Origin of the sequence: Actinoplanes nipponensis, from assembly GCF_016862275.1 — a bacterium.
In the GTDB taxonomy this organism is placed as follows: domain Bacteria; phylum Actinomycetota; class Actinomycetes; order Mycobacteriales; family Micromonosporaceae; genus Actinoplanes; species Actinoplanes nipponensis.
Genome location: NZ_BOMQ01000084.1, coordinates 1 through 24,425, shown reverse-complemented (window position 1 = coordinate 24,425; position 24,425 = coordinate 1). Strand labels below are relative to the sequence as shown.

General features: G+C 70.8%; 15 protein-coding genes and 1 tRNA gene. 11 read left to right on the top strand and 5 right to left on the bottom strand.

Annotation, left to right across the window (positions count from 1 at the left end; genetic code table 11):
* The first annotated feature begins 28 nt into the window (after positions 1 to 28).
* Both Ani05nite_RS34635 and Ani05nite_RS34630 read left to right on the top strand, forming a co-directional pair.
* Positions 29 to 4,453 (top strand): hypothetical protein, encoded by a 4,425-nt coding sequence (locus Ani05nite_RS34635; RefSeq protein WP_203775446.1) that lies wholly within the window; start codon positions 29 to 31, stop codon positions 4,451 to 4,453.
* Positions 4,454 to 4,607: 154 nt separating this feature from the next.
* Positions 4,608 to 4,979 (top strand): hypothetical protein, encoded by a 372-nt coding sequence (locus tag Ani05nite_RS34630; RefSeq protein WP_203775445.1) that lies wholly within the window; start codon positions 4,608 to 4,610, stop codon positions 4,977 to 4,979.
* Between the two features lie 193 nt (positions 4,980 to 5,172).
* Here the strand turns inward: Ani05nite_RS34630 and Ani05nite_RS34625 are convergent.
* The 3 genes from Ani05nite_RS34625 to Ani05nite_RS34615 all read right to left on the bottom strand — a co-directional run bounded on the left by Ani05nite_RS34625 (position 5,173) and on the right by Ani05nite_RS34615 (position 6,773).
* Positions 5,173 to 5,244 (bottom strand) — tRNA-Arg (locus Ani05nite_RS34625).
* A gap of 66 nt (positions 5,245 to 5,310) precedes the next feature.
* A complete protein-coding gene (locus tag Ani05nite_RS34620; RefSeq protein WP_203775444.1) occupies positions 5,311 to 5,976 on the bottom strand; it encodes a DUF305 domain-containing protein in 666 nt (221 codons plus the stop codon).
* Positions 5,976 to 6,773 (bottom strand): thioredoxin-like domain-containing protein, encoded by a 798-nt coding sequence (locus Ani05nite_RS34615; RefSeq protein WP_203775443.1) that lies wholly within the window; start codon positions 6,771 to 6,773, stop codon positions 5,976 to 5,978. Before Ani05nite_RS34615 ends, Ani05nite_RS34620 begins: the two co-directional genes overlap by 1 nt.
* Positions 6,774 to 6,869: 96 nt before the next feature.
* Between Ani05nite_RS34615 and argS the strand changes: the two genes are divergently transcribed.
* The 4 genes from argS to thrC all read left to right on the top strand — a co-directional run bounded on the left by argS (position 6,870) and on the right by thrC (position 12,358).
* Entirely contained in the window at positions 6,870 to 8,540 is a 1,671-nt protein-coding gene (argS, locus tag Ani05nite_RS34610) for an arginine--tRNA ligase (protein WP_203775442.1), read from the top strand.
* Between the two features lie 2 nt (positions 8,541 to 8,542).
* The gene (lysA, locus tag Ani05nite_RS34605) at positions 8,543 to 9,928 is read left to right on the top strand and encodes a diaminopimelate decarboxylase (protein WP_203775440.1); all 1,386 of its coding nucleotides are present in this window, start codon (positions 8,543 to 8,545) and stop codon (positions 9,926 to 9,928) included.
* The gene (locus tag Ani05nite_RS34600) at positions 9,925 to 11,229 is read left to right on the top strand and encodes a homoserine dehydrogenase (RefSeq protein ID WP_203775438.1); all 1,305 of its coding nucleotides are present in this window, start codon (positions 9,925 to 9,927) and stop codon (positions 11,227 to 11,229) included. The genes lysA and Ani05nite_RS34600 overlap by 4 nt, the downstream gene beginning before the upstream one ends.
* Before the next feature lie 79 nt (positions 11,230 to 11,308).
* Entirely contained in the window at positions 11,309 to 12,358 is a 1,050-nt protein-coding gene (gene thrC, locus Ani05nite_RS34595; protein ID WP_203775436.1) for a threonine synthase, read from the top strand.
* Between the two features lie 82 nt (positions 12,359 to 12,440).
* On the opposite strand, the gene Ani05nite_RS34590 is transcribed toward thrC, so the two are convergent.
* The gene (locus Ani05nite_RS34590) at positions 12,441 to 12,971 is read right to left on the bottom strand and encodes a MarR family winged helix-turn-helix transcriptional regulator (RefSeq protein WP_239130941.1); all 531 of its coding nucleotides are present in this window, start codon (positions 12,969 to 12,971) and stop codon (positions 12,441 to 12,443) included.
* 136 nt (positions 12,972 to 13,107) lie between these two features.
* Between Ani05nite_RS34590 and Ani05nite_RS34585 the strand changes: the two genes are divergently transcribed.
* Both Ani05nite_RS34585 and Ani05nite_RS34580 read left to right on the top strand, forming a co-directional pair.
* A complete protein-coding gene (locus tag Ani05nite_RS34585) occupies positions 13,108 to 16,449 on the top strand; it encodes an efflux RND transporter permease subunit (RefSeq protein ID WP_203775434.1) in 3,342 nt (1,113 codons plus the stop codon).
* Positions 16,450 to 16,539: 90 nt separating this feature from the next.
* Positions 16,540 to 17,850, top strand: a complete 1,311-nt coding sequence (locus Ani05nite_RS34580; protein WP_203775432.1) for an MFS transporter — start codon at positions 16,540 to 16,542, stop codon at positions 17,848 to 17,850.
* 488 nt (positions 17,851 to 18,338) lie between these two features.
* Here the strand turns inward: Ani05nite_RS34580 and Ani05nite_RS34575 are convergent, their stop codons facing one another.
* A complete protein-coding gene (locus tag Ani05nite_RS34575; protein WP_203775430.1) occupies positions 18,339 to 19,043 on the bottom strand; it encodes an energy-coupling factor transporter transmembrane component T family protein in 705 nt (234 codons plus the stop codon).
* 83 nt (positions 19,044 to 19,126) lie between these two features.
* Here Ani05nite_RS34575 and thrB point away from each other — a divergent pair, with 83 nt between their 5' ends.
* The 3 genes from thrB to Ani05nite_RS34560 all read left to right on the top strand — a co-directional run bounded on the left by thrB (position 19,127) and on the right by Ani05nite_RS34560 (position 23,858).
* Positions 19,127 to 20,062: a homoserine kinase gene (gene thrB / locus Ani05nite_RS34570; protein ID WP_203775429.1), complete on the top strand. Its 936-nt coding sequence runs from the start codon at positions 19,127 to 19,129 to the stop codon at positions 20,060 to 20,062.
* A 293-nt stretch (positions 20,063 to 20,355) separates the two neighbouring features.
* A complete protein-coding gene (rho, locus tag Ani05nite_RS34565; protein WP_203775427.1) occupies positions 20,356 to 22,542 on the top strand; it encodes a transcription termination factor Rho in 2,187 nt (728 codons plus the stop codon).
* A 134-nt stretch (positions 22,543 to 22,676) separates the two neighbouring features.
* The gene (locus tag Ani05nite_RS34560; protein ID WP_203775425.1) at positions 22,677 to 23,858 is read left to right on the top strand and encodes a nitric oxide synthase oxygenase; all 1,182 of its coding nucleotides are present in this window, start codon (positions 22,677 to 22,679) and stop codon (positions 23,856 to 23,858) included.
* The last annotated feature ends 567 nt before the right edge of the window (positions 23,859 to 24,425 follow it).

The window sequence follows — 24,425 nt, the reverse complement described above, 5'->3', positions numbered from 1 at the left end:
AGGCCGCAGCGGGAAGGCGGGTGACGGTGTGGCGGTGCTCGAAATCGCACAGGTCGGACGAGGAGACGAACCGCTGTTCGAGGTGCGGTGGCGACGATCGGCTCTGGTGCCGGCGTCGGGGGATGACTCGTCGTTTGCGCTGACCGCGCTACGGGAGTCATTGGCGCCGCCCGCTCATGCGCCGCCACCACGAGTCTGGCCCGTGCCGGTGGATCGGGACACCACCTTGGCCGAGGCGTTGTCCTGGTATCTGGAGGACTACGTACACCATCCCACCAGACCTGGCGATCACCGCTCCCGGTACGTCCTGGAGGCCCTGCGCGACTGGGGACGATACGTATTCCACCACTTGTTCTCGACCCGATCCGCGCGGGCGGCGCTGACCGAGGCGGTGAGCGGGGCGCTGTTTCAAGGTCATCGGATAGCGGTTCTTTCGGACGATCCCACCGTATTGGCCTGGCCGTGGGAGGCGCTGTTCGGGGAGATGTCCGAACCGATTGGCCTCTCCGCGGTGCTGGAGCGGTGCTACACCGGCGAAGTGGCGACCCGGGATCGACCAGAGGGCGCCGTTCGGGCAGCCGGTCTCGAAGTTCTTCTGGTCACGGCGAGGTCGGTCGCCAATGACATCCCGTACCGGATCATCGGGCGCGACCTGGCCGCGTCGGCCGACGTCCGATTGACCTTGCTCCGGCCCGCCACGCTGGATGCGCTCGTCCAGGCGACCGGTGCGCATGGGCGCCACTGGGATGTGCTGCATTTCGACTGTCACGGCTGGTGGGGCGCGACCAGCGACGGCCTTGAGCAGGCTCATCTACTTCTACCCGACATTGACGGCAACCTTCGCCCGTATTCGTCGCGGCAACTGGTGCAGGCGCTCGGCGAGCGATGTCCCCGCACAATCGTGATAAACGCGTGCCGGTCCGGGAAAGCCGAGGGTGCGGCGGTGCTGCCGTACGTCTCCCTGGCCACCGGTCTGCTGCAGCACTCCCGGGTCGAGGAAGTCACGGCGATGGGGTACAACCTGCATCGTGATGCCGTCGCCCCGTTCGTTGAGGCCTTCTACCACTGCCTGGCTGAGGGGTCGTGCTCCGCGGACGCCGCGCTGAGCGGTCGGCGGCTGATGAAGCAGCGACCGGAGCGGACGTGCGTCGGCGGAGCAATAGCTGTGGAGGACTGGCTCATTCCGGTCGTCTACAGTCGGGCCGACGAGGATCTTCACCCCGACGTGCGGGGCGCGGTCGCGATGTGGCCGCCGGCGTTCACGCCTGACGCCGCCGTGCCGTTGTCCGCGCCGGCCGGGAACGAGCTGTTCGTCGGGCGCGACGAGCTGATACAGGCGCTGGATCGTGCGGTCGACACTGGCTTCCAGCTGGTGTATCTGCACGGAATCATCGGTCAGGGCAAGACGGCGCTGCTGTCGGAGTTTCTGTGGTGGCGGGATCGAACTGGCGATCATCGCCCGGCCCTTCGGATCGACTTCGAGGAGCGGTCTGACGCCTCCGATGTGTTGTGGACGATGGCTCAGTCGTTACCGAACACACCCGCGGTGCGTCCAGCGGACGACCATCTCGAGACATTTGTCGTCGACGCTCTCAACGACCACCCTCGGATAGTGATCTGGGACCATACCCACGTCGCGGATCGGCCAGTCGACGGTCTCGCATTGCCCGGCACCTACACCTACACCGACACCGATCGAGATCGTCTGGCGAGGCTGGTAGGGCGGGTACGGGCCGGCACCTCGGTGGTCCTGGCGGCCGGGCGCCGGGACAGTTCCTGGCTGCAAGCCGGGTGCCGCTCATCCACCCTGCTCGTGCCCGGCTTGGGGGAGGACGACCGGTGGGCGTTGGTGCGAGCCGAGCGTGGACGCAGCCGTCCCGATGATGTGGGCGGAACCCGTGTGGCCCCGGAGGGGCACTTCTCGAACTTGGTAACGGTTCTGAATGGTCATCCGGCCCTGACCCGGCACGTTGCCGCACTCCGGCTGGACCGTACGTCGGCTGGCGACCTGCTGCACGCGCTGCGGGAGAAAGCCGGGATCCCGGCCGTCATCGACAAGGACGGTGAGCGGCTAGGACCGGTATTGCACTGCTTACGGGAGCCGGTGCTGGCGCGAGCCATCCCGCAGATCCTGCTGCATGGTCCGGCGGTCAATCCGCCGGTGTTGGGCGAAGCCTTGCGGGAGATGCACGGCGCCGGAGCGGAGAACGATGGGGCTCAGGTGATGTCGTTGTTGCAGGCGGCAGGTCTGGCGGACAAGCAGGGAGCGCTCCATCCGATGCTGCCCTCGGTGATGCGGGCGCAATCCGCTGTCGCCCCGGTCGATCATGAGCAGGCGTTGGCATTCCTGTCCGCGGTACGCGTCTGCCTGCAGGAAGGCAGGGAACCAGGGCTAGCGGTGGAGCTGCTCGACCATGCGGCCGACCTTGCCATCGAACATGGGCAACTTGGCTACGCACGCCAGTTCGGCTTGCAACTGCTGCGGGTGGGCGAGGCCGACCGTGGCCGGCGGGTACTGGCGCTGTGCGTGACACGATCCGCGCTCGGCTCGCAGCCTCCGGACGTCGAGGTGGCCACGGCGCTTCAGCTGGCGGAACTGGCGCTGTCGCGCCGCCAGTTCGACCAGGCCCACCGATGGACCGAGACAGCGCAGGCACGGATTCGGTCAACGACGGGTGCGGTGCCGGCCGACCTACGGGCAAGGTTGTTGTTCTACCAGGGCAGGCTGGCCGAAGCCACCAGCGACTGGAGCGGCTTCAGGGACTCCATGATGGCCGCTTCGCGGTTGATCGCCGAGATCAGCGACAGCGCGCTCGCCGTTCAGATCGCCCATTACGTGAGCCAGCTCGCCGCGGACCCTCAGCTGGTGGTCGAGCTCGTCGCAACCATCGCCATCGATGAATCAGCGGAGGACAGCCCCGATCTGCTCAGCTACCTGTACCAGGTACGTGCACGCGCGAGCCAGACACAGGGGGAGATGTCGAAGGCGGGTGAGGCCGCTCGACGAGCGGTATCCCTGGCCAAGCTGTCCACGGACGATCGGACATACGCGAATGCGCAGGCAGTTCTGGGGACCGTCGAGTTGGCGGCCGGGAATCTCGCCGCGGCGGTGTCCGCGTTCACCGAAGCGGCGACCCGCTTCGAGGCGACGGGGGACCGCCTCGGCGCCGGCGCGGCCTACAACGCACTCGGGCGCGCCTACTACAGACACGACAGGATGGAGCAGGCCGGCGAATATCTGATCCATGCGGCTGTCTGTTTCGCCGAATCCGGGCACGAGCACAATCTGCAGACGGTGGAAGTGAACTTCGCCACCTATCTGGAGCAGTTGACCCCGGAGTTCGCGGACTTCATGTCGATCAGATGGGCCGGTGCGGGGCTCCCACCGTTGTCCGGTCGTTCCTCGGAACCCCCCGAACTGGTGGAGTTCAGTCCTGCGATGGGAGCCGCACTCGACCAGATCAAGAATGCAGCCGCTGCGGCGCCGCAACCCCTGGCCGCATCTGCCCCGCTCGTGTCCGACGGCGACCTGCCTCGGCCGACACCAGAACGAGCTCTTGCCGATGACCTGAGTCGTCGCGGCGTTCGCCTGGCGGGAGAGAGGAGATTCGACGAGGCCGAGATGAGCCTCACCGACGCCGTGGAGATCTACCGTCGGTTGGCGGACACCGGCGCTGCGGACTCCGAGCTCTCACTCGCCCAGGCGTTGCACAACACTGCGGTGGTCCTGGCCCGACAGGAGCGCAACGAAGACGCGTTGACGTCACTGGCGGAGGCGGCGGAGGTCTATCGCCGGCTCGCAGTCACCGACCCGTCTCGGACTCCTGCCCTGGCCGACGCACTTCACTTGCTCTGTCAGCACCTGCTGGAGTCGGACCACTTCGAGCAGGCCCGGGACGTTGCGGCAGACGCGGTCAACACGTACCGGTCCCTCGCGGCCGACGCACCGGAGTTCGCGCCGAAGCTTGCCGAGTCCTTGTATGAGCAAGCCATGGCGCTGAGCGGGACAGACCAGCGCGACGACGCCGCGGGCCCCATGCGCGAGGCAGTGCAGGTATTTCGGGAGCTGTCCGAAGCCCGCCCGGGTGAATACGACCGCGAACTAGCTCACGCGTTGCACGGGCTCGGCCTCCTGCACGCCAGCGGTCAGAGGACAGGAGAGGCACTCTCGGCCGTGGCCGCGAGCGTAGCGACCGTCCGCGCAATGGCCGCCGACGGCGCCGAGGAGTCGACCGCCGAGCTTGCCGAGTATCTGGGACACCAGGCTGCGCTGCTGCTGGCGTTGGACGTCAGGCAGGACCAAGCATCAGCGGCGGCTGACGAAGCGGTGCGCATCCTGCGACGGCTCAGCCGTGACCGCCCGCAGGCGTACCGCGAACGACTGAGCCGAGCCGAGGCGTGCAGGGCGGCGGCGGCTCAAGCGCTGAGTCGGGCGCGGCTGGGACCCGTCTAGTCCCGAGGTGGGGAGTACACAACCGGACATGACAAGAAAGTGTGCTCCGCAGGGTGATGTGCGCCAGTCGTCCGCCCAATGATCTGCGACAGGCGAGCGCGGATCGCGGCAGGGCACCTTCATGTCGGCATAGGCCAAAGCGTAGTTTTCTGGCATGCAACTGCGGATCCAGCCAGCTGACGAGCCGTACGAGAGCCGGGATCTCGAACTCGGAGTTGCCCTTCGGTCTTGGGCTGCTGCGCAATCCAGCGCTCTCGCCGTAAAGCTGGACGGCCCCTTGGAAGCACCCGGCATGGATCCCACTTGGAGCCTCGAGATGCGCGGGGAATACCTCGAAGCCTTGGTCCACCTGTTCTACGGGCCTATCGCTGATGTCAGCGTGATCTGGTCACCCGAAGATGAGATCTACGTCGGCGCCGCGCAGGACTTCTCGGATCTTCAACTGGTGAGCATGCTTGACGATCTCGCGGCGGCAAGCCAATGCGGCGTTGTTCCGCCGTGGTTGCGCCCAGCAGCGGAAGCATGAGCAACCCTCACGCGTCGCGGCGCACATCCCCTCTTCGGCGGATCCGGACGTTTGCCCGCCATGGATGGAACCTGTCGCACATCACCGGGCGGATCCACGTCGCACATCAGTTGGCTGGTTACAGACATGACAAGAAAGGCCACTGACCGGCTCTCGCCTGGTCAATGGCCTCGTCTGCCCTGCTAAGCCTGGGTGCCCCCGGCAGGATTCGAACCTGCGCTTTCGCCTCCGGAGGGCGACGCTCTATCCCCTGAGCTACGGGGGCTCAGCGGTGATGAGCCTAGCAGGCGCCGCGGAGCCATCGCCAATCGGTTCCGCGGCGCGCCGCCGGTCAGCTCGTGGGGAGCTGCTTGAGCATCGAGTCGATCAGGTTGATCTCGCTCTGCTGGCCGCGGACCTGGGACTCCGCCAGCCACGTGACGTCGGCGTCGTCCGATTCGTCGAGGATCTCCTGGGCCATGTGGATGCCGCCCAGGTGGTGCTGGCGCATCAGGGTCAGGAACTGCCGGTCCAGCGCCGTGCCGGTGGCCGTACGGAGCTGGGCGAGCTGCTCCGGGGTGGCCATGCCCGGCATGAGGCCGTTCTGCACCGCGCCCGCCGAGTCCTTCATCCAGGCCATCGGGGGTTGCGAGCTGGTCGGGCTCAGGTGCCAGTCGCGCAGCCAGGCCTGCATGTAGCCGATCTGGCCGTGCTGGGTCAGGGCGATGTCCGCGCTCAGCGTGACGACCTTCGGGTTCGTCGAGTTCGCGTGCGCGATCATCGACATCTCCACCGCCTGGGCGTGGTGGGTGCTCATGTCGCGCAGGAAGCCGGCCTCGACGGAGTCGTCGCCCGGGGTGCTCAGGCGGGGGCCCAGCAGGCCGATCGCCAGGCCGACGAGCAGGCCGAACGCGAGGGCCGCGGCGAGCCACGCCGCCCCGAACCGGCGGCGGCCGGCCGGGGCGGCGTCGTCGCTCGGCGTCCCGGCGGGCGCGCTCGACGCGGTCGAGACGGACATCAGTTGCCCGCGGGGGCGGCGGCTTCGACCGGGCCGGTCTTCGTGTTGCCGCTGGAGCAGGCGGCGTTCGGCTCGAGGGACGCGTTCAGGCGCAGGGCCTTGATGAACTCGTCGATCCGCTTGTCGTCGGCGTTGTCGACCTTGAGCTGGTAGCCCCACGCCTGCAGGGAGATGTTCTTGTCGAGGTTCGCGATCGGGCTCATCAGCATGTAGTCGCGGCCCTGGACCTTCTCCTGGAGCTTGGCGACCTGGTCGGCGGCGAGGCCCTGCTTGTACGTCACCCAGACGGCGCCGTGCTCGAGGCTGTGCACCGCGTGCTCGTTGGCGATCGGCTGCGGGTAGACGTCGCCCATGCAGTTCTGCCACACCGAGTTGTGCGCGCCGCCCACCGGCGGGTTCGTCACGTAGGTGAGCGGGCCTTCCTTGTGCTCCTGCGAGTTGATCGCGGGGTTGTTCTGCGCCCGGTAGTTGACGACGCCGTCGATCCCGGCCGCCCGGTCCTGCCAGGACTCGGTGCCCTTGATCGAGGCGAACACGCCGTACCCGATGATGCCGAGCGCGATCAGCACGACCACGCCGGCCACCGCGATCGGACCCCAGTTGCGGCCACCGCTGACCTTGACCGGCGCGGTGGGCTTGCGGCCCTTGCCGCCGCCCTTGCCCTGCGGCCGGGCGCCCGGCCGGCCGGCCGACTTGGCGCCGGCGGCCTTCGCGGCGGGCGGCTTGCCCTGGCCCGACGTCTTGTCGACCTTCACGGTGGACGGGACCCGCTCGGGTCCCGGGGTGCTCATGCTCATCGTTCCTCGTCAATCCGATGGAAAGGTCGGGCCGGGCCCGCGAGCAGGCCCCGGTACGCCGCCGGGCGGCAAAGTCTACCCGGATAGCATGGCTCAGTGACTCCCGCTGACCTCGCTTCCACCGTTCTCACAGCTGCGCGTGCCGTATTCGTCACCCGCGGCCTGGATGTCTCCCTGCTGCCGGAGACCACGACGGTGGAGCGACCCCGTAATCCCGAGCACGGCGACTACGCGTCGACCATGGCCATGCAGCTCGCCAGGAAGGCCGGTGTCGCGCCGCGTGAGCTGGCCGCGGCGCTCGCCGACGAGCTCAGCAGCCGTCCCGGCATCAAGTCGGTGGAGATCGCCGGGCCGGGCTTCCTCAACATCCGGCTGGACGCGGCCGCCGCCGGGGTGCTGGCGCGCGACGTGGTGCTGGCGGGTCAGGAGTACGGCCGCACCGACCGCCTGGCCGGCCAGCGGATCAACCTGGAGTTCGTCTCGGCCAACCCCACCGGCCCCGTGCACATCGGCGGGGTGCGCTGGGCGGCTGTCGGTGACGCCCTGTCCCGGCTGCTGCGGGCCGCGGGCGCCGACGTCGGCACGGAGTACTACTTCAACGACGCCGGCTCGCAGATCGACCGGTTCGCCCGCTCGCTGTACGCCGCGGCCCAGGGCGAGCCGGCGCCGGAGGACGGCTACGGCGGCGCGTACATCGCGGAGATCGCCACCGCGGTGCTGGCCGCGGCCCCGGACGCGCTCAAGCTGGGCCGGGACGAGGCGCTCGAGGTGTTCCGGGTCGAGGGCGTCAAGCTGATGTTCGCCGAGATCCGGCAGTCGCTGGACGAGTTCGGCGTGCACTTCGACACGTACTTCAACGAGAAGGACCTGCACGACCGGGGTGAGCTGCAGGAGGCCCTGGACCGGCTGCGCGAGCAGGGGCACATCGACGAGCGGGACGGCGCCACCTGGCTGCGGACCACCGACTTCGGCGACGACAAGGACCGGGTGCTGCGCAAGTCGGACGGCGACTGGACCTACTTCGCCGCGGACTGCGCCTACTACCTGGACAAGCGCAAGCGCGGCTTCGACCGGGTCGTGATCATGCTGGGCGCCGACCACCACGGCTACATCGGCCGGATGAAGGCGATGGCCGCGTGCTTCGGCGACGACCCGGAGACCAACCTGGAGATCCTCATCGGCCAGCTGGTCAACCTGGTCCGCGACGGCGAGCCGCTGCGGATGAGCAAGCGCGCCGGCACGGTGATCACCCTGGAGGACTTCGTGGACGCCCTCGGCGTCGACGCCACCCGGTACGCCCTCGCGCGCTACTCCTCGGACTCGCCCATCGACATCGACATCGCCCTGTGGACCCGGGCGTCCAGGGACAACCCGGTGTACTACGTCCAGTACGTCGCGGCCCGCACGGCGAGCGCCGCGCGGCAGGCCGAGGCGGTCGGGCTGACCCGCGGTGACGCCGCCGACTTCCACCCGGAGCTGCTGGCCCACGAGAAGGAGAACGACCTGCTCAAGGCCCTCGGCGAGTATCCGGCCGTGGTCGCGAGCGCGGCCGAGCTGCGGGAGCCGCACCGCGTCGCCCGCTACCTGGAGGAGGTCGCGGGGGCCTACCACCGGTTCTACGACGAGCCGGCCTGCCGGATCCTGCCGAAGGGCGACGAGCCGATCGGCCCGGCCAACCGGGCCCGCCTGTGGCTGAATGACGCCACCCGAACGGTGATCGCGAACGGTTTGGCACTGCTGGGCGTCTCCGCCCCCGAGAGGATGTAGTCATGCGGGCACATGAGGCCGGGGCGCTGCACGGCGACATCGGCAACCGGGGACCGGCGTGGCTGCGGCCCCCGCAGGATGTGAACGCGCTGGTCCCGCAGCTGTGGCCGCGGACCGTGCGCCGCGCCGAGGCCGGGGCGCTGGAGATCGGCGGGGCGAGCGTGCTCGACCTGGCCGCGGAGCACGGCACTCCGGCGTACCTGTTGGACGAGGACGACCTGCGCTCGCGCTGCCGCGATTTCGCGGCCGCCTTCGCCGGGGCGGACGTCTACTACGCGGGCAAGTCGTTCCTCTGCAAGGCGGTCGTCAAGGTCATCGACGAGGAGGGCCTCTTCCTGGACGTCTGTTCCGGCGGTGAGCTGGCCGTCGCGCTGGCGGCGGGCTTCCCGGCCGAGCGGATGGGCTTCCACGGCAACAACAAGTCGGTCTCCGAGCTGACCCGGGCGCTGGACGCGGGCGTCGGCCGGATCATCCTGGACTCGTTCCAGGAGATCGACCGGCTGACCGCGCTGGCCCGGGAGAGCGGCAAGCGGCCCAAGGTGCTGATCCGGGTCACCGTCGGCGTCGAGGCGCACACCCACGAGTTCATCGCGACCGCGCACGAGGACCAGAAGTTCGGTTTCTCGCTGGCCGGCGGGGCCGCGTTCGAGGCGGCGATCCGGGTGCTCGACGAGGGCGTGCTCGACCTGCACGGGCTGCACTCGCACATCGGCTCGCAGATCTTCGACACCTCCGGCTTCGAGGTGGCCACCCGCCGGGTGCTGGAGCTGCAGGCGCAGATCCGCGACGCGCGCGGGGTGGAGCTGGCGGAGCTCGACCTGGGCGGCGGGTTCGGCATCGCCTACACGACCCAGGACGACCCGTCGCCGGCCGGCGACCTGGCCAAGCGGATCAACAAGATCGTCGACGCCGAGTGCGCGGCCGAGAATCTCCGCCGGCCCAAGCTGTCGATCGAGCCCGGCCGGGCCATCGTCGGACCGGCCGTGTTCACCCTGTACGAGGTGGGCACGGTCAAGGACGTCGACGGCATCCGGACGTACGTGAGCGTGGACGGCGGGATGAGCGACAACATCCGCACCGCCCTCTACGACGCCTCGTACTCGGCCACGCTGGCCGGTCGCAAGTCCGACGCGCCCCCGCTGCTCGCCCGCGTCGTGGGAAAGCATTGTGAATCCGGGGACATTGTCGTGAAGGATGAATTCCTGCCCGCCGACGTGCAGCCCGGAGATCTTCTCGCGGTGCCGGGTACGGGCGCGTACTGCCGGAGCATGGCCAGCAATTACAACCACGTGCCCCGGCCGCCGGTGGTCGCCGTGCGCGACGGCGCGTCTCGCGTGATCGTCCGCCGGGAGACCGAAGATGATCTGCTCGCATTGGATGTGGGATGAGTTCTGACAAGGTTCGGTTGGCGCTGCTCGGCTGCGGCACGGTCGGCACCGAGGTCGTACGCCTGCTGCACGAGCAGTCGGCCGACCTGACGGCCCGGATCGGCGCCCCGCTGGAGCTCGTCGGCATCGCGGTGCGCCGCCCGGGCCGGCAGCGCGGCAGCGACATCGATCCGGCGCTGTTCACCACCGACGCGCTCGGCCTGGTCAAACGCGACGACGTCGACGTGGTCATCGAGGTGGTGGGCGGCATCGAGCCCGCCCGCTCCTGGCTCACCGAGGCGCTGCGGGCCGGCAAGAGCGTGGTCACGGCGAACAAGGCGCTGCTGGCCGAGGACGGCGCCACCCTGCACGACGCCGCCGCCGAGGGCGGCGCCGACCTGTACTACGAGGCCGCCGTGGCCGGCGCGATCCCGCTGCTGCGCCCGCTGCGCGAGTCGCTGCACGGCGACAGGGTGACCCGGGTCACCGGCATCGTGAACGGCACGACCAACTTCATCCTGTCGTCGATGGACGCCACCGGGGCCGGCTTCGGCGAGGCGCTGGACGAGGCCACCGAGCTGGGGTACGCCGAGGCCGACCCGACCGCCGACGTCGAGGGCTTCGACGCCGCGGCCAAGGCCGCCATCCTGGCCTCGCTCGCGTTCCACACCCGGGTCACCGCCGCGGACGTGTTCCGCGAGGGCATGACCGGCGTGACGGCCGCGGACATGGCCAGCGCCAAGGAGATGGGCTGCACGATCAAGCTGCTGTGCATCGCCCAGCGCGGCCCGGACTCGGCCGGCACCGACTCGGTCAGCGTCCGGGTGCACCCGGCGATGATCCCGCGCAGCCACCCGCTGGCCGGCGTCGGCGACGCCTTCAACGCGGTCTTCGTCGAGGCCGAGGCCGCGGGGCAGCTGATGTTCTACGGCCGGGGAGCCGGGGGTACGCCCACCGCCAGCGCCGTGCTCGGCGACATCGTGGCGGCGGCCCGCAACCGCCTCTCCGGCACCCGCGCGCCCAGCGAGAGCTCGTACGCCCACCTGCCGATCCGGCCGATCGGCGAGTCGGTCACCCGCTACCACATCAGCCTCGACGTGGCCGACCGTCAGGGCGTGCTGGCCACCGTGGCGGGCGTCTTCGCCCAGCACGAGGTGTCGATCGCGACGGTCCGCCAGTCCGGCCGGGAGGACGACGCCACCCTGGTGATCGTGACCCACGGCGCGCCGGATGCGAACCTGGCGGCCACGGTGGAGGATCTGCGGGCGCTCGACATCGTCCGCTCGATCGCCAGCGTGCTGCGCGTCGAGGGCGGCGCCTGATCCCGAGTCGTGGACGGTCGGTCCCGCTATTCGGGTACGTACGGCATGCTGGCACAGTTGACGACGAAGGGGCAGGGCCATGTGGCGGGGTTTGATCGAGGCGTACCGGGACAGGCTGCCGGTCTCCGAAGCCACGCCCGTGATCACTTTGCACGAGGGGAACACGCCGCTCGTGCCGGCGCCGGTGCTCTCCCGGCGTACGGGCGCCGACGTGTACCTCAAGGTCGAGGGGGCCAACCCGACCGGCTCCTTCAAGGACCGCGGCATGACCATGGCCGTGTCCAAGGCGGTCGAGGAGGGGTCGAAGGCGATCATCTGCGCCTCGACCGGCAACACCAGCGCGTCCGCGGCCGCGTATGCCGCCCGGGCCGGGCTGACCTGCGCGGTGCTCGTCCCACAGGGCAAGATCGCGCTCGGCAAGCTGGCCCAGGCGCTGGTCCACGGGGCCAAGCTGCTCCAGGTCAACGGCAACTTCGACGACTGCCTGGCGCTCGCCTCCAAGCTGTCCCAGGACTTCCCGGTGTCGCTGGTCAACTCGGTCAACATCTTCCGCCTGCACGGGCAGAAGACGGCCGCCTTCGAGATCGTCGAGGCGCTGGGCAGCGCGCCCGACATCCACTGCCTGCCGGTCGGCAACGCGGGCAACATCTCCGCGTACTGGATGGGCTACCAGGAGGACCAGGCGGCGGGCAACAGCAAGATCGTGCCCAAGATGTACGGCTTCCAGGCCTCCGGCGCCGCCCCGATCGTCAACGGCCAGGTGGTGCCGGAGCCGTCGACCATCGCCACCGCGATCCGCATCGGCAACCCGGCGAGCTGGACCAAGGCGCTCGACGCGCGGGACAGCTCGGGCGGGCTCATCTCGGCGGTGACCGACCGGGAGATCCTGACGGCGTACCGGCTGCTGGCCCGCGAGGTCGGCGTGTTCGTCGAGCTGGGCAGCGCGGCCAGCGTGGCCGGGCTGCTTCAGCAGGCGGAGGCGGGGATGATCCCGGCCGGCAGCACGGTGGTGTGCACGGTGACCGGGCACGGGCTCAAGGACCCGGAGTGGGCGATCAGCACCGCCCCGTCGCCGACCACGATCATGAACGACGTCATGGCCGCCGCCCAGGCCCTCGACCTGGCCTGACCCGGCCCTGACGGCCCGGCCCGGCCGGCCCGCCGGCGGTGGTGGTGGTCAGGCCGAGGCCGGCCCCGCCGGGCGGTGGTGATCAGGCCGAGGCCGGGTCCTCTACCGGGGCCGCCCCGGGGGCTGCGTCCTGCGCCCGGGCCGCCGCGGCGCACGGTTCGTCCCCGCTCAGCTCGGCGTCCTCGCCCGCGACCCGGACCAGCGCCCGCATCGCCTCCGCGACCGTGCGCAGCTCCGCGTCGGTCAGCCGGCCCAGCAGCCGGGCCTGCTTCTCCGTCCCGGCCGTGATGATGTTGCCGATCATCTCCTTGCCGGTGCGGCTCAGCGCGATCCGGCGGACCCGCCGGTCGTGCCGGTCCTCGGCCCGGGTGACCAGGTCGTGCGCCACCAGGCGGTCGACCATGCCGCTCATCGTGGCCAGGCTGACGCCCATCAGCCCGGCCAGCTCGCGCCCGGACGTGTCACCCAGCCGGTACAGCAGCAGCAGGATCTTGAGCTGCGGCATGGTCAGCTGCGACGCGAAGAGCGGGTCCGAGCGGTCATAGGCGAACAGGTGCTGGAGCCGCTGCTGGGCGGCCATGATGTCAGCGATGAGTCGTTCGTTCCCGGCCACCGCACCTCCAGTGTTGCGCGCCGGTGGCCGGAGCGCGTCCGTTACGTGACGGGACGCTATCAGCGGACCCCGGCGATAACCATTTGTTCGCGTCGGGCAAACTATATGCCTAAGCCGAACTTTCACGGGGGAGCAGATGTCGTTTCTGACCAGGCTCAGTCTCGCCAACCGGGGGCTCGTCGCCCTCATCGCGGTGGTGATCACCGGTTTCGGCATCTACACGGTGCCGACCCTCAAGCAGCAGCTCTTGCCGTCGCTCGAGTTCCCGGGCGCGTTCATCGGCGTGGTCCTGCCGGGCGCCAGCCCGGAGATCATGGAACAGCAGGTCACCAAGCCGATCGAGGACGCCGTGAAGGGCGCCGACGGCCTGGACACGATCACCTCCACCACCCGTGAGGGCTCGGCCACCATCCAGGTCCTCTTCGAGTTCGGCACCGACCTCGACAACGCGGTCAACCAGCTGACCACCTCGGTCAACCGGATCCAGCCGACGCTGCCCGACGACGTCGAGCCGACCATCTTCGCCGGCAGCACCGACGACATCCCGGCGATCATCCTGGCCGCCTCCGACGGCGGCAAGGACCAGGCCGCGCTGGCCAACCGGCTCCAGCAGGTCGTCGTGCCCGAGCTCAACGCGATCGAGGGCGTCCGCGAGGTGGCCGTCACCGGCACCCGCGACCAGCAGATCGTGATCACCCCCGATCCCGCCAAGCTCGGCGCCGCGGGCGTCGACCCGCGGTCGATCACCACCGTGCTGCAGGCCAACGGCATCTCCATCCCGGCCGGCGCGGTCTCCGACGGCACCCGCTCGCTGAGCGTGCAGGTCGGCTCGCCGATCACCTCGGTCGACGAGCTGAAGGGCCTCTACCTGACCGGCAGCAAGGGCCCGGTCAAGCTGGAGTCCATCGCCTCGGTCACCCCGCAGCTGGCCGCGGCCACGTCGTTCACCCGCACGGACGGCGTCGAGAGCCTGGGCATCGCGGTCACCGCGTCGCCCGACGGCAACCCGGTCAACATCTCGCACGAGGTGCGCGACAAGATCGCCGAGCTGGAGCGGTCCTCGAACGCCACCCTGACCGTCATCACCGACCAGGCCCCGTTCGTCGAGAAGTCGATCGAGAGCCTGACCACTGAGGGCCTGCTCGGCCTGATCATGGCCGTGATCGTCATCCTGGTGTTCCTGCTGTCGGTGCGCTCGACGCTGGTCACCGCGGTCTCCATCCCGCTGTCGGTGGTCATCGCGCTGATCGCGCTCAAGCTCGGCGACTACTCGCTCAACCTGCTCACCCTGGGCGCGCTCACCATCGCGGTCGGCCGGGTGGTCGACGACAGCATCGTCGTGCTCGAGAACATCAAACGGCATCTGGGGTACGGCGAGACGAAGGTCCACGCGATCACGTCCGGCGTGAAGGAGGTGGCCGGCGCGGTCACCGCCTCGACGCTGACCACGGTGGCCGTGTTCGCCCCGATCGCGCTCGTCGGCGGCTTCGTCGGGCAGCTCTTCGCCCCGTTCGCCATCACCGTCACGGTCGCGCTGATCGCCTCGCTGTTCGTGGCGCTCACGGTCGTACCGGTGCTCGCGTACTGGTTCCTCCGGCCCGCCGCCGGCGGCTCCGAGTCCGAGGAGGTCCGCCGGGCCGCCGAGGCGAAGGAGCTGCGCAGCCCGCTGCAGCGGGCCTACCTGCCGATCATCCGCTGGGTGACCCGCAGCCGGATCACCCGCTGGAGCACGGTGGCGATCGGCGTGGTGATCCTGATCGGCACGCTCGGGCTGGCCACCCGGCTCGAGACCAACTTCCTGGATGAGTCCGGCCAGGACCAGATCAACCTCACCCAGGACCTGCCGGTCGGCACCAACCTCGCGACGACGGACGCGGCGGCCAAGAAGGTCGAGGCCGTGCTGGCCGCTCGCGACGACGTCGAGCACTACCAGGTGACCGTCGGCAACGGCGACTTCAACCCGTTCGTCGGCTCCGGCGGGGCCAGCGGCGCCAGCTTCAACGTGGCCCTCAACGACGGCGCCGACGCCGCCGTCGTCTCCGACGAGCTGCGTGAGCAGTTCAAGGGCATGACCGACATCGGCGAGGTCACCGTCGGCGCCGACAGCGGCACCGGCTTCGACGGCAGCGCGCTGGCCGTCGTCGTGCAGGCCAGCGACCAGCAGGCGCTGACCGCCGCGACCAAGCAGGTGCAGGACGCGATGGCCGCGACGCCCGAGGTCACCGACGTGAGCAGCACGCTCGCGGCGAGCGTCCCGCGGCTGGACGTCAAGGTCGACCGGGCCGCCGCCGCGGCGCGCGGTCTCACCGAGGCCACGATCGGCCAGGCCGTCGCCGGGGCGTTCCGCTCCGCGCCGGCCGGGCAGATCAGCATCGACGGGGTCGGCCAGGACGTCGTCGTCGCGCTGGGCGCGCCGCCGGCCAACGCCGACGCGCTGCGCAAGCTGCCGCTGCCCACGCCGAACGGCCAGGCCGTCGCGCTCGACGCGGTCGCCGACGTGGCCGAGGTCGGCGGCCCGGAGGAGGTCACCCGGATCGACGGCAACCGCAGCGTCACGGTCAAGGGCACGGCGACCGGCTCGAACGTCGGCCAGACCACCACCGAGCTGAAGAAGAAGCTCGACGCGCTGCAGTTGCCGGCGGGGGCCAGCTACGAGATCGGTGGCGTCAGCCAGGACCAGGCGGACGCGTTCGCCGACCTCGGGATGGCGGTGCTGGCGGCGATCGCGATCGTCTTCGTGATCATGGTGGCGACGTTCCGCAGCCTGCTGCAGCCGCTGCTGCTGCTCATCTCCATCCCGTTCGCCGCGACCGGCGCGATCGCGCTGCTGCTCGCGACGGGCACCCCGCTGGGCGTACCGGCCCTGATCGGTGTGCTGATGCTGGTCGGCATCGTGGTCACCAACGCGATCGTGCTGATGGACCTGATCAACCACTACCGCCAGGGCGGGATGGGCGTGCAGGAGGCGGTCGTCGAGGGCGGCCGGCACCGGCTGCGGCCCATCCTGATGACGGCCATCGCGACCATCTTCGCGCTGCTGCCGATGGCCCTCGGGCTGACCGGGAAGGGCGGCTTCATCTCGCAGCCGCTGGCCATCGTGGTCATCGGCGGCCTGGTGAGTTCGACGCTGCTGACCCTGGTGCTGGTGCCGACGCTCTACACGATGGTGGAGAACACCAAGCTGAAGGGCCGCAACCGGCGCCAGGAGCGCCGGGCGCGCAAGGCGGCGGAGCGCGGCGGCACGCCGGTGACGGCCGAGACGCCGAAGCACGCGGCGGACGAGCCGGACGGGCTGGTCGGGCCGGACGACGCGGCGCCCGACTCGAGCGGCGGCGCGCACGAGGCGCCGGAGGGCGCCCCGGCCGGGCAGCCGGCGCGGGCGTCCGCCGAGCCGCAGAGCGGGGCGTTGCGGGGCTACACGGACCAGTTCGAGGTCCTGAAGATGCCGCGCCGCCCGGCCACCCCGCCGCCGGCCTGACCCGGCGCACGGTAGGAACGGATCGCGGCGGCCGGCCCCCAGGGGTCGGCCGCCGCGCCGCGTCCCGTCCCGGCCGGTAGATTCCGGTACGTGGCAACTCCCTTCTCGGTCCTTACCCGTAACCGTGACTTCCGGCGGCTGTTCGGGGCCGAGCTGGTGGTGTTCGGCTCCGACTGGTTCGTCATGGTGCCGCTGCTGGTGCTGCTGCCCGAGCTGACCGGCAGCGGGGTGTGGGGCGCGCTGGTGCTGGCCGCCGACACCGGGATCAACGCGCTGCTGCTGCCGTACACGGGCACGATCGCCGACCGGCTGGACCGGCGCCTCATCCTCATCGCCGCGAACCTGGCCGCGCTCGTCGCGGTCCTGCTGCTCTTCGCCGTCCGCTCGGCGGCGACCGCGCCGCTCGCGCTGGTGGCCATCGGCGCGGTTGCGGTCGCCAAGGCCTTCTACTCCCCGGCGGCCTCGGCGGCGCTGCCCAACGTGGTCGACCCCGAGGACCTGGCCGCGGCCAACTCCGTCGCCGGCTCGGCCTGGGGCACCATGACCATCGTCGGCGCCTCCCTCGGCGGCATCGTCAGCAGCGCCTTCGGCCCGTACGTGAGCTTCGCCGTCGCCGCGGTGAGCCTGCTCGCGGCCGCGGTGCTGACGGCCCTGATCCGCCGCCCCCTGCAGGCCCCACGCGAGCCGGACCACGTGCCGCCCCGGGCCTGGCACGCCCTGATCGAGGCGCTGCGCTACATCGGGGCCCGCCCCCGGCTGCGCGCGCTGGTCACCGTGAAGTCCGCGGTCGGCCTCGGCAACGGCGTGCTGACCGTGTTCCCCCTGCTGGCCGGCCGCTACGGCGTCGGCGCTCTCGGCGCGGGCCTGCTGTTCGCGGTACGAGGCGCGGGCGCCCTGGTCGGCCCGCTGGTCATGCGGCCGGTCCTGAACCACCGCACCTGGCTGCTGCCCGGCCTCGCGCTGTCGATGGGCCTGTACGGGCTGGGCTACCTGGGGGTGGCCTTCGCGCCGTGGTTCCCGGTGGTGCTGGCGCTGGTCTTCGTGGCCCACTTCGCGGGCGGCACGAACTGGGTGCTGTCCAACTACGCGCTGCAGGGCGAGGTGCCGGACCGGTTGCGCGGAAGGGTCTTCGCCACCGACATGATGCTGGCGACACTGGCCATCTCGGTGAGCCAGCTCGGCGCCGCGGCGGTGGTCGACCAGGTCGACGAACGCGTCATCCTGATCGGCTGCGGCCTGATCACCCTGGTGTACGCGATCGGCTGGCGCATCGCGACCCGCAACCTCTCCCTGGCCGACGGGCCGGACCCGGACGGAATCCCGCCGACCGGCGCTGTCCCGGCTGCCGAAGGCGTCCCGACCGCGGGCGACGGCCGAGCCGGGCTCGAGGGAAAGGGCTGAGCCGCCTTCGACGATGGAGCCGAGTCGCAGGCTCGGCGGCCCGGGTCCCCAGCCGGAGGTGCAGGGACCAGCCACGGTCAATCGAACCGCAGCAGTTCGCCGGCGACTGCGGTGATCGGTAGGTCGCCGCGGTGGCCGGAACCTGCCAAGTCCTTCGCGGGCACGCCGGCGCGGTTCGCCGCCCACCCCTTCCCCGGCCCGGAGCCGACGCCATATGGCCGGAATGTGCCACTTCCTTCGCGGGCGCACCGGCCCGGTCCGCCGCCCCACCCCTTCCCCGGCCCGGAGCCGACGGATGTGACCGGCGCCGGGGACTGACTGCGCCGGCCCGGCGTCCGTGGGGTGCGGCCGGCAGCGGCCGTCGCTGGCTTGGCTGCATCGGCCCGGCGTCGGCAGGGTGTTGCCGGCGGTGGGCGCCGCCCAGCTTTCGGGCGGTGGACCGGGCGGGGGAGGCAGTCCGCCGTGATGGTGGGGCAGGTCGCGGGCGGCTAACCCGTGGACGGCGGCCCGCCCGGCCGGTCACCGGCCCCGGAGGCCACGCCATCGTCGCCGCGCGGCCCGGGGAGATCCCTCCCCTCGGCACCGGGCGGTCCGGCCAACGGCGGTCCCTGGCCCGGCTCACCGGCAAAGGATGGGCCGTGGCCGGGCTGCGCGGAGAAGGTTTGACCCTGCCCGGGTTGGGCGGCGAAGGGTTGTCCGTGGCCGGGCTGGCCGGCGAACGGTGGGCCGTGGCCGGGCTGCGCGGCGTAGGGCTGTCCGTGGCCAGGCTGGCCGGCGAAGGACGGCCCATGGCCGGGCTGGCCGTAGAAGGACTGCCCTTGCCCAGGAGGACCCGCGAAGGGCTGGCCCGCGAACGCCGCCCCGGCCCCGGAATCCCGGCTGACCAACGCGGCGACCAGCAATCCCACCCCGGCCGCAAAGATCACCGCCGTGAGCAGGCTGACCGCGGAGAACAGCATCCCGTACTGCGACGCCGAATAGTCCAGCCTCGAATACAGGGTCGGGACCAGCAGCGTCCACGCGAACTGGAGCAGGCTGCCGAGGATGAGAACGCTCAATCCCAGCCGGGCGAAGAGCAGCCTGCGCGGCCCGATGCGCTCGCGGCGGCCGGCCAGCAGGATCAGGCCGGTGATCAGCACCGCCAGCAGCGGCAGGTGGCCCACCACGCCGGAGAAGAGGTATCCCAAGCTCATGCCGGCGACCCTAGTCCCCGGGTGCGACAACCTCCGGTCGCCGCGGTGACGCGTGGGTGATGATCTACGCCTAGCATGAGGCGATGGGCCTGACCTTCGTCTCCGAGCCGGTGCAGGTGCGTACGCCGGCCACCAGCGCCAACCTCGGTCCGGGCTTCGACTCGCTGGGCCTGGCGCTCACCCTCTACGACGATCTGAGCGCCCGGGTCACCGGCGCCTCCTGGACCGTCTCGGTGACCGGTGAGGGTGCCGGCGAGCTGCCCACCGACGAGAGTCACCTGGTCGTCCGGGCCATGCTCGCCACCTTCGACGAGTTCGGGGCCCGGCCGCCCGGGGTGGCCGTGGAGTGCGTCAACCGCATCCCGCAGGCCCGGGGGCTCGGCTCGTCGTCGGCGGCCATCGTCGGGGGCGTGCAGCTGGCCCGCGCGCTGATGCGGGAACCGATGGACGACGCCGCGGCGCTGCGGATCGCCGCGCGGCTCGAGGGGCATCCCGACAACGTCGCCCCCTGCCTGCTCGGCGGCTTCACCATCGCCTGGACCGAGGCCGCCGGCTCCCGGGCCGTACGGCTGGACGTCGCTGCCGGCGTACGGCCGACGCTCTTCGTTCCGCAGGAACGGGGCCTGACCGCGACGGCGCGGGCCGCGCTGCCCGGTGCCGTGCCGCACGCGGACGCCGCGTTCAACGCCGGCCGCTCCGCCCTGCTCGTGCATGCCCTGACCAGCGACCCGGAGCTGCTGTTCGAGGCCACCGCGGACCGGCTGCACCAGAGTTACCGGGCCGTGGCGATGCCCGGCACGGCGTCGCTGGTGGCGGGCCTGCGTTCTGTCGGGGTTGCGGCAGTTGTCAGCGGGGCCGGCCCGACCGTGCTGGCCCTGAGCCCGGTACCTGCGGATTTTCACCCCGGAACCGAATGGCGCGCCCACTCGTTGGGCGTGGATGGCGGCGGCGCCCTTGTCAGAGGGAGTATGGTGGAACACGCCGAGCGGGGCCCTGTTGCCGCAGGTCGTCAGAGTTGACTACGCTCAAGACCTAGCACAGCCGCGAAGCAAGCGATCTCTGCGGTTCGGCGCGCACCCGAGACTCACGGTTTCTGCCGGTCTCAATTCCCATCAAGGCACGTCGCCGAGCAGCGGAGCCTCAGATCGCTGCACTCGCCGAGACCTATCCGTCACTGTCCGACGGGTCGGGAAACCGTCGAGCTGCCGTGCTGCAAAACTCCCGCGCCGCAGGTGCGAAGCGGGCTCCGAGGGCACCCGGCCACCAGGCTGCAGACCCGGGTGGACTTGGCTTTTTCGACGGAAGGAATCCATTGAGCGACACCACCGACGTGACGTCGGGTGTTTCTGACGTCGCTGACGACGGCGCCACCACCGCTGCTGTCACCAAGCGTCGCCGTGGCGGCACGGGGCTGTCGGCGATGCTGCTGCCCGAGTTGCAGAGTCTCGCCGCCTCCCTCGGCATCTCCGGCACCGCCCGGATGCGTAAGGGCGAGCTCATCACCGCCATCTCGGAGCGCCAGAACGGCGGTGCGCCCGCCGCCCCGGCCAAGGCGTCCGGCACCCCGCGCCCGCGTTCCACGAACGGCTCCGGCGCCGCGGCGGCCGAGCCCGCGACCCTGCCCGTAGCCCAGGCCCCCGCAGCCGAGGCTCCCGTGGCGCAGGCCCCGGTGGCCCAGGCTCCGGTCGCCCGGGCCACGGCCCAGGTTCCGGCGGCTCAGGCCCCGGCTCCGGTGTCCGAGGCGGTTCCGGCCCCCGCTGCCGCGCAGTCCGCGGCCCCGGCGACCGAGCAGCCCGCGACCGAGGCCGAGCCGAGCCGGCGCAGCCGCGGCGATCGGAGCTCCCGCGACCAGGGCGGCCGCGACGCCGGCCGCGAGCAGGGCGGCGGCCGCGACGGCAACCGCGACCAGAACGGCCGTGACCAGAACGGTCGCGACCAGGGCGGCCGTGACCAGGGCGGCCGTGACCAGGGCGAGAGCCGGCGCGAACCGGCCGAGGTCCAGGGTCAGGGCGAAGCCGAGCGCACCGACCGGGGGGACCGGCCGGAGCGTGGCGAGCCCCGCAACCGCGACCGTCAGCGCAACCCGCAGCGGGCCGAGAACGGCGACCGCAACAACGACCGCGCCGACCGGGGCAACGACCGCAACGACCGCGGTCCGCGCAACGACGGCCCGGAGGACGAGGACGGCGAGAACGGCGAGGGTGGCCGGCGCAGCCGCCGCAGCCGGTTCCGCGACCGTCGCCGTGGCCGCGACCGTGACGGCGAAGGCGGTGGCGGTGGTGGCCGCGACGGCGGTCGTGACGGTGGCCGCGAGGGTGGCCGGGACAGCGGCCGCGAGCCGCACGTCAACGAGGACGACGTCCTGGTGCCTGTGGCCGGCATCCTCGACGTGCTGGACAACTACGCGTTCGTCCGCACCACGGGGTACCTCTCCGGCCCGAACGACGTCTACGTCTCCATGTCGCAGGTCAAGAAGCACGGGCTGCGCCGCGGCGACGCCGTCACCGGCGCCGTACGGGCCGCGCCCCGCGACAGCGGCACCGGCGACCAGCGGCGGGACAAGTACAACCCGCTGGTGCGGCTGGACACCATCAACGGCATGGAGCCCGAGGAGGCCCGCCGGCGTCCCGAGTTCTACAAGCTGACCCCGCTGTACCCGCAGGAGAGGCTGCGTCTCGAGACCGAGGCGCACATCCTCACCACCCGGGTCATCGACCTGGTCATGCCGCTCGGCAAGGGCCAGCGCGCCCTGATCGTCTCGCCGCCGAAGGCCGGCAAGACGATGGTGCTGCAGGCGATCGCCAACGCGATCACCCACAACAACCCCGAGTGCCACCTGATGGTCGTGCTGGTCGACGAGCGGCCCGAAGAGGTCACCGACATGCAGCGCTCGGTGAAGGGCGAGGTCATCGCGGCCACGTTCGACCGGCCGCCGCAGGACCACACCACGGTCGCCGAGCTGGCCATCGAGCGGGCCAAGCGCCTGGTCGAGCTGGGTCACGACGTCGTCGTGCTGCTCGACTCGGTGACCCGGCTCGGCCGGTCGTACAACCTGGCCGCGCCGGCCTCCGGCCGCATCATGTCCGGTGGTATCGACTCGACCGCGCTGTACCCGCCGAAGCGGTTCCTCGGCGCGGCGCGCAACATCGAGAACGGTGGCTCGCTCACCATTCTCGCGACGGCGCTGGTGGAGACCGGCTCGATGATGGACACGGTCATCTTCGAGGAGTTCAAGGGCACGGGCAACGCCGAGCTCAAGCTCGACCGGAAGATCGCGGACCGGCGTACGTTCCCGGCCATCGACATCCACCCGTCCGGCACCCGCAAGGAGGAGATCCTGCTCGGCAAGGAGGAGCTGGCGATCGTCCACAAGCTGCGCAAGGTGCTGAGCTCGCTGGAGTCCTCGGCGGCGCTGGATCTCCTGCTCGACCGGCTCAAGCAGTCCCGGACGAACATCGAGTTCCTGATGCAGATCGCCAAGTCCACTCCTGGCGAATAAACGCCCGAAAACGGCATAAAGGGGCAGTCACCGCGAGGTGGCTGCCCCTTTGTCGCACTTGCAGTGCGTTTGCCCCCGGACGGGGTCGTGCGAACCTCCCGTAGCGCCAGCTCAAGTGTGGGGAGGACTGCCCGATGATCGTGCCTGGGTACCGGGACCATCCGACCGAGCGGTGGGACCCGGTCGCACCGGTCGACCCGGGCGAGGCCGAGGACTTCCTGCGGCAGTGCTACGTCGAGAACCCCCGGCTCGGGCCGGTCGAGCCGCGGCTGGCGATCGTCCGGGCCCAGATCGCGGCGACCGGCGGCTACGTGCACACCACCGAGGAGCTCGGCTACGGCGCGAAGATGGCCTGGCGCAACGCCGGCCGCTGCATCGGCCGGCTCTACTGGCGCAGCCTGGTGGTGCTGGACCGGCGCCGCGCCCGTACCGCTGACGAGATCTTCTCGCTGCTGGTCCACCACCTGCAGACCGCCGGCGGCGGCGCCGGCAAGCCCGGCGCGATCCGGCCGGTGATCAGCATCTTCGCCCCGGCGCTGCCCGGCCAGCCGTACGCGCGGGTCTGGAACGAGCAGCTGATCCGCTACGCCGGCTACCGCACCGAGGACGGCAGCTCGGTCGGCGACCCGCGCAACGAACAGTTCACCGCCGCCATGCGCGGCTTCGGCTGGCAGGGCAAGGGCGAGGCGTTCGACGTGCTGCCGCTGGTGATCGAAACCCCGGCCGAGGGCGTACGCCTCTACGAGCTGCCGGAACGCGCCATCCTCGAGGTGCCGCTCACCCACCCCGAGTTCGGCTGGTTCGCGGAGCTCGGCCTGCGCTGGCACGCGGTGCCCGCGATCGCGAACATGCGGCTCACCATCGGCGGCGTGCAATACCCGCTGGCGCCGTTCAACGGCTGGTACATGGGCACCGAGATCGGCGCGCGCAACCTCGCGGACACCGACCGCTACAACATGGTGCCGATCGTCGCCGCCCGCATGGGCCTGGACACCAGCCGCGAATCGACGCTGTGGCGCGACCGCGCCCTGATCGAGCTGAACCGGGCCGTCCTCCACTCGTTCGAGCGGGCCGGCATGAAGATCACCGACCACCACACCGAGTCGGCGCGCTTCCTGACCCATTTGCGCAACGAGGAGAAGGCGGGCCGGCGCGTGCCGGCCGACTGGACCTGGATCGTGCCGCCGATGTCCGGCGGCATCACGCCGGTCTTCCACCGCTACTACGACGAGTTGGACCTGCGGCCCAACTTCTACCTCGACCCGGAGGCGCAGGCGTTGTCCCAGCACGGGACGCGCTGCCCGGTGACCGGGTGAATCGGCACGGCTATGTCGTGCCTGGTTGCAGATAACTGACCGTCGCTCCCGCCGATTGCCGGCTGCGTGCTTGGTCCTGTCCGGCTTGGTGGGTTGGGTCACTCACCGTGGGCGGTCAAGCCTGGACTATGCGGCCAGCCCTGTGGTGGTCCGGCCGGGGGCCTGCCGCCGTCGGGTGCCACTCTGCGGTTCTCGGCGATTTCTCCTACTGCGGCTCCTCGCGCGCTGTGCGGGGGGAGCGGGCTGGTTGCTCGCTGGGTTCGTGGATCTTGTGGCGCCTTCTGTACGTCTTCGCTTCACCAACGTTGCGTCGCTCGTCTTCTGCCGGTGCGGATCTTGTGGCGACCATCCCGCTCAACGCGCCACCGTTTCACACGATCTGGCAGTGCTGTCTCCTTGAGCTTGGATCTTGGAGCGGCTGCCCTGCTTGAGGGGTCGCCTCGTCACAAGATCGGGGTAGGGGCTGTCTCCCTGAGGGCGGATCTTGTGGCGATCACTCCGCTGGAGGCGCGACCGCTCCACAAGATTGAGCCGTGCTGTCGGTCGTGTGCGGATCTTGTGGCGTCC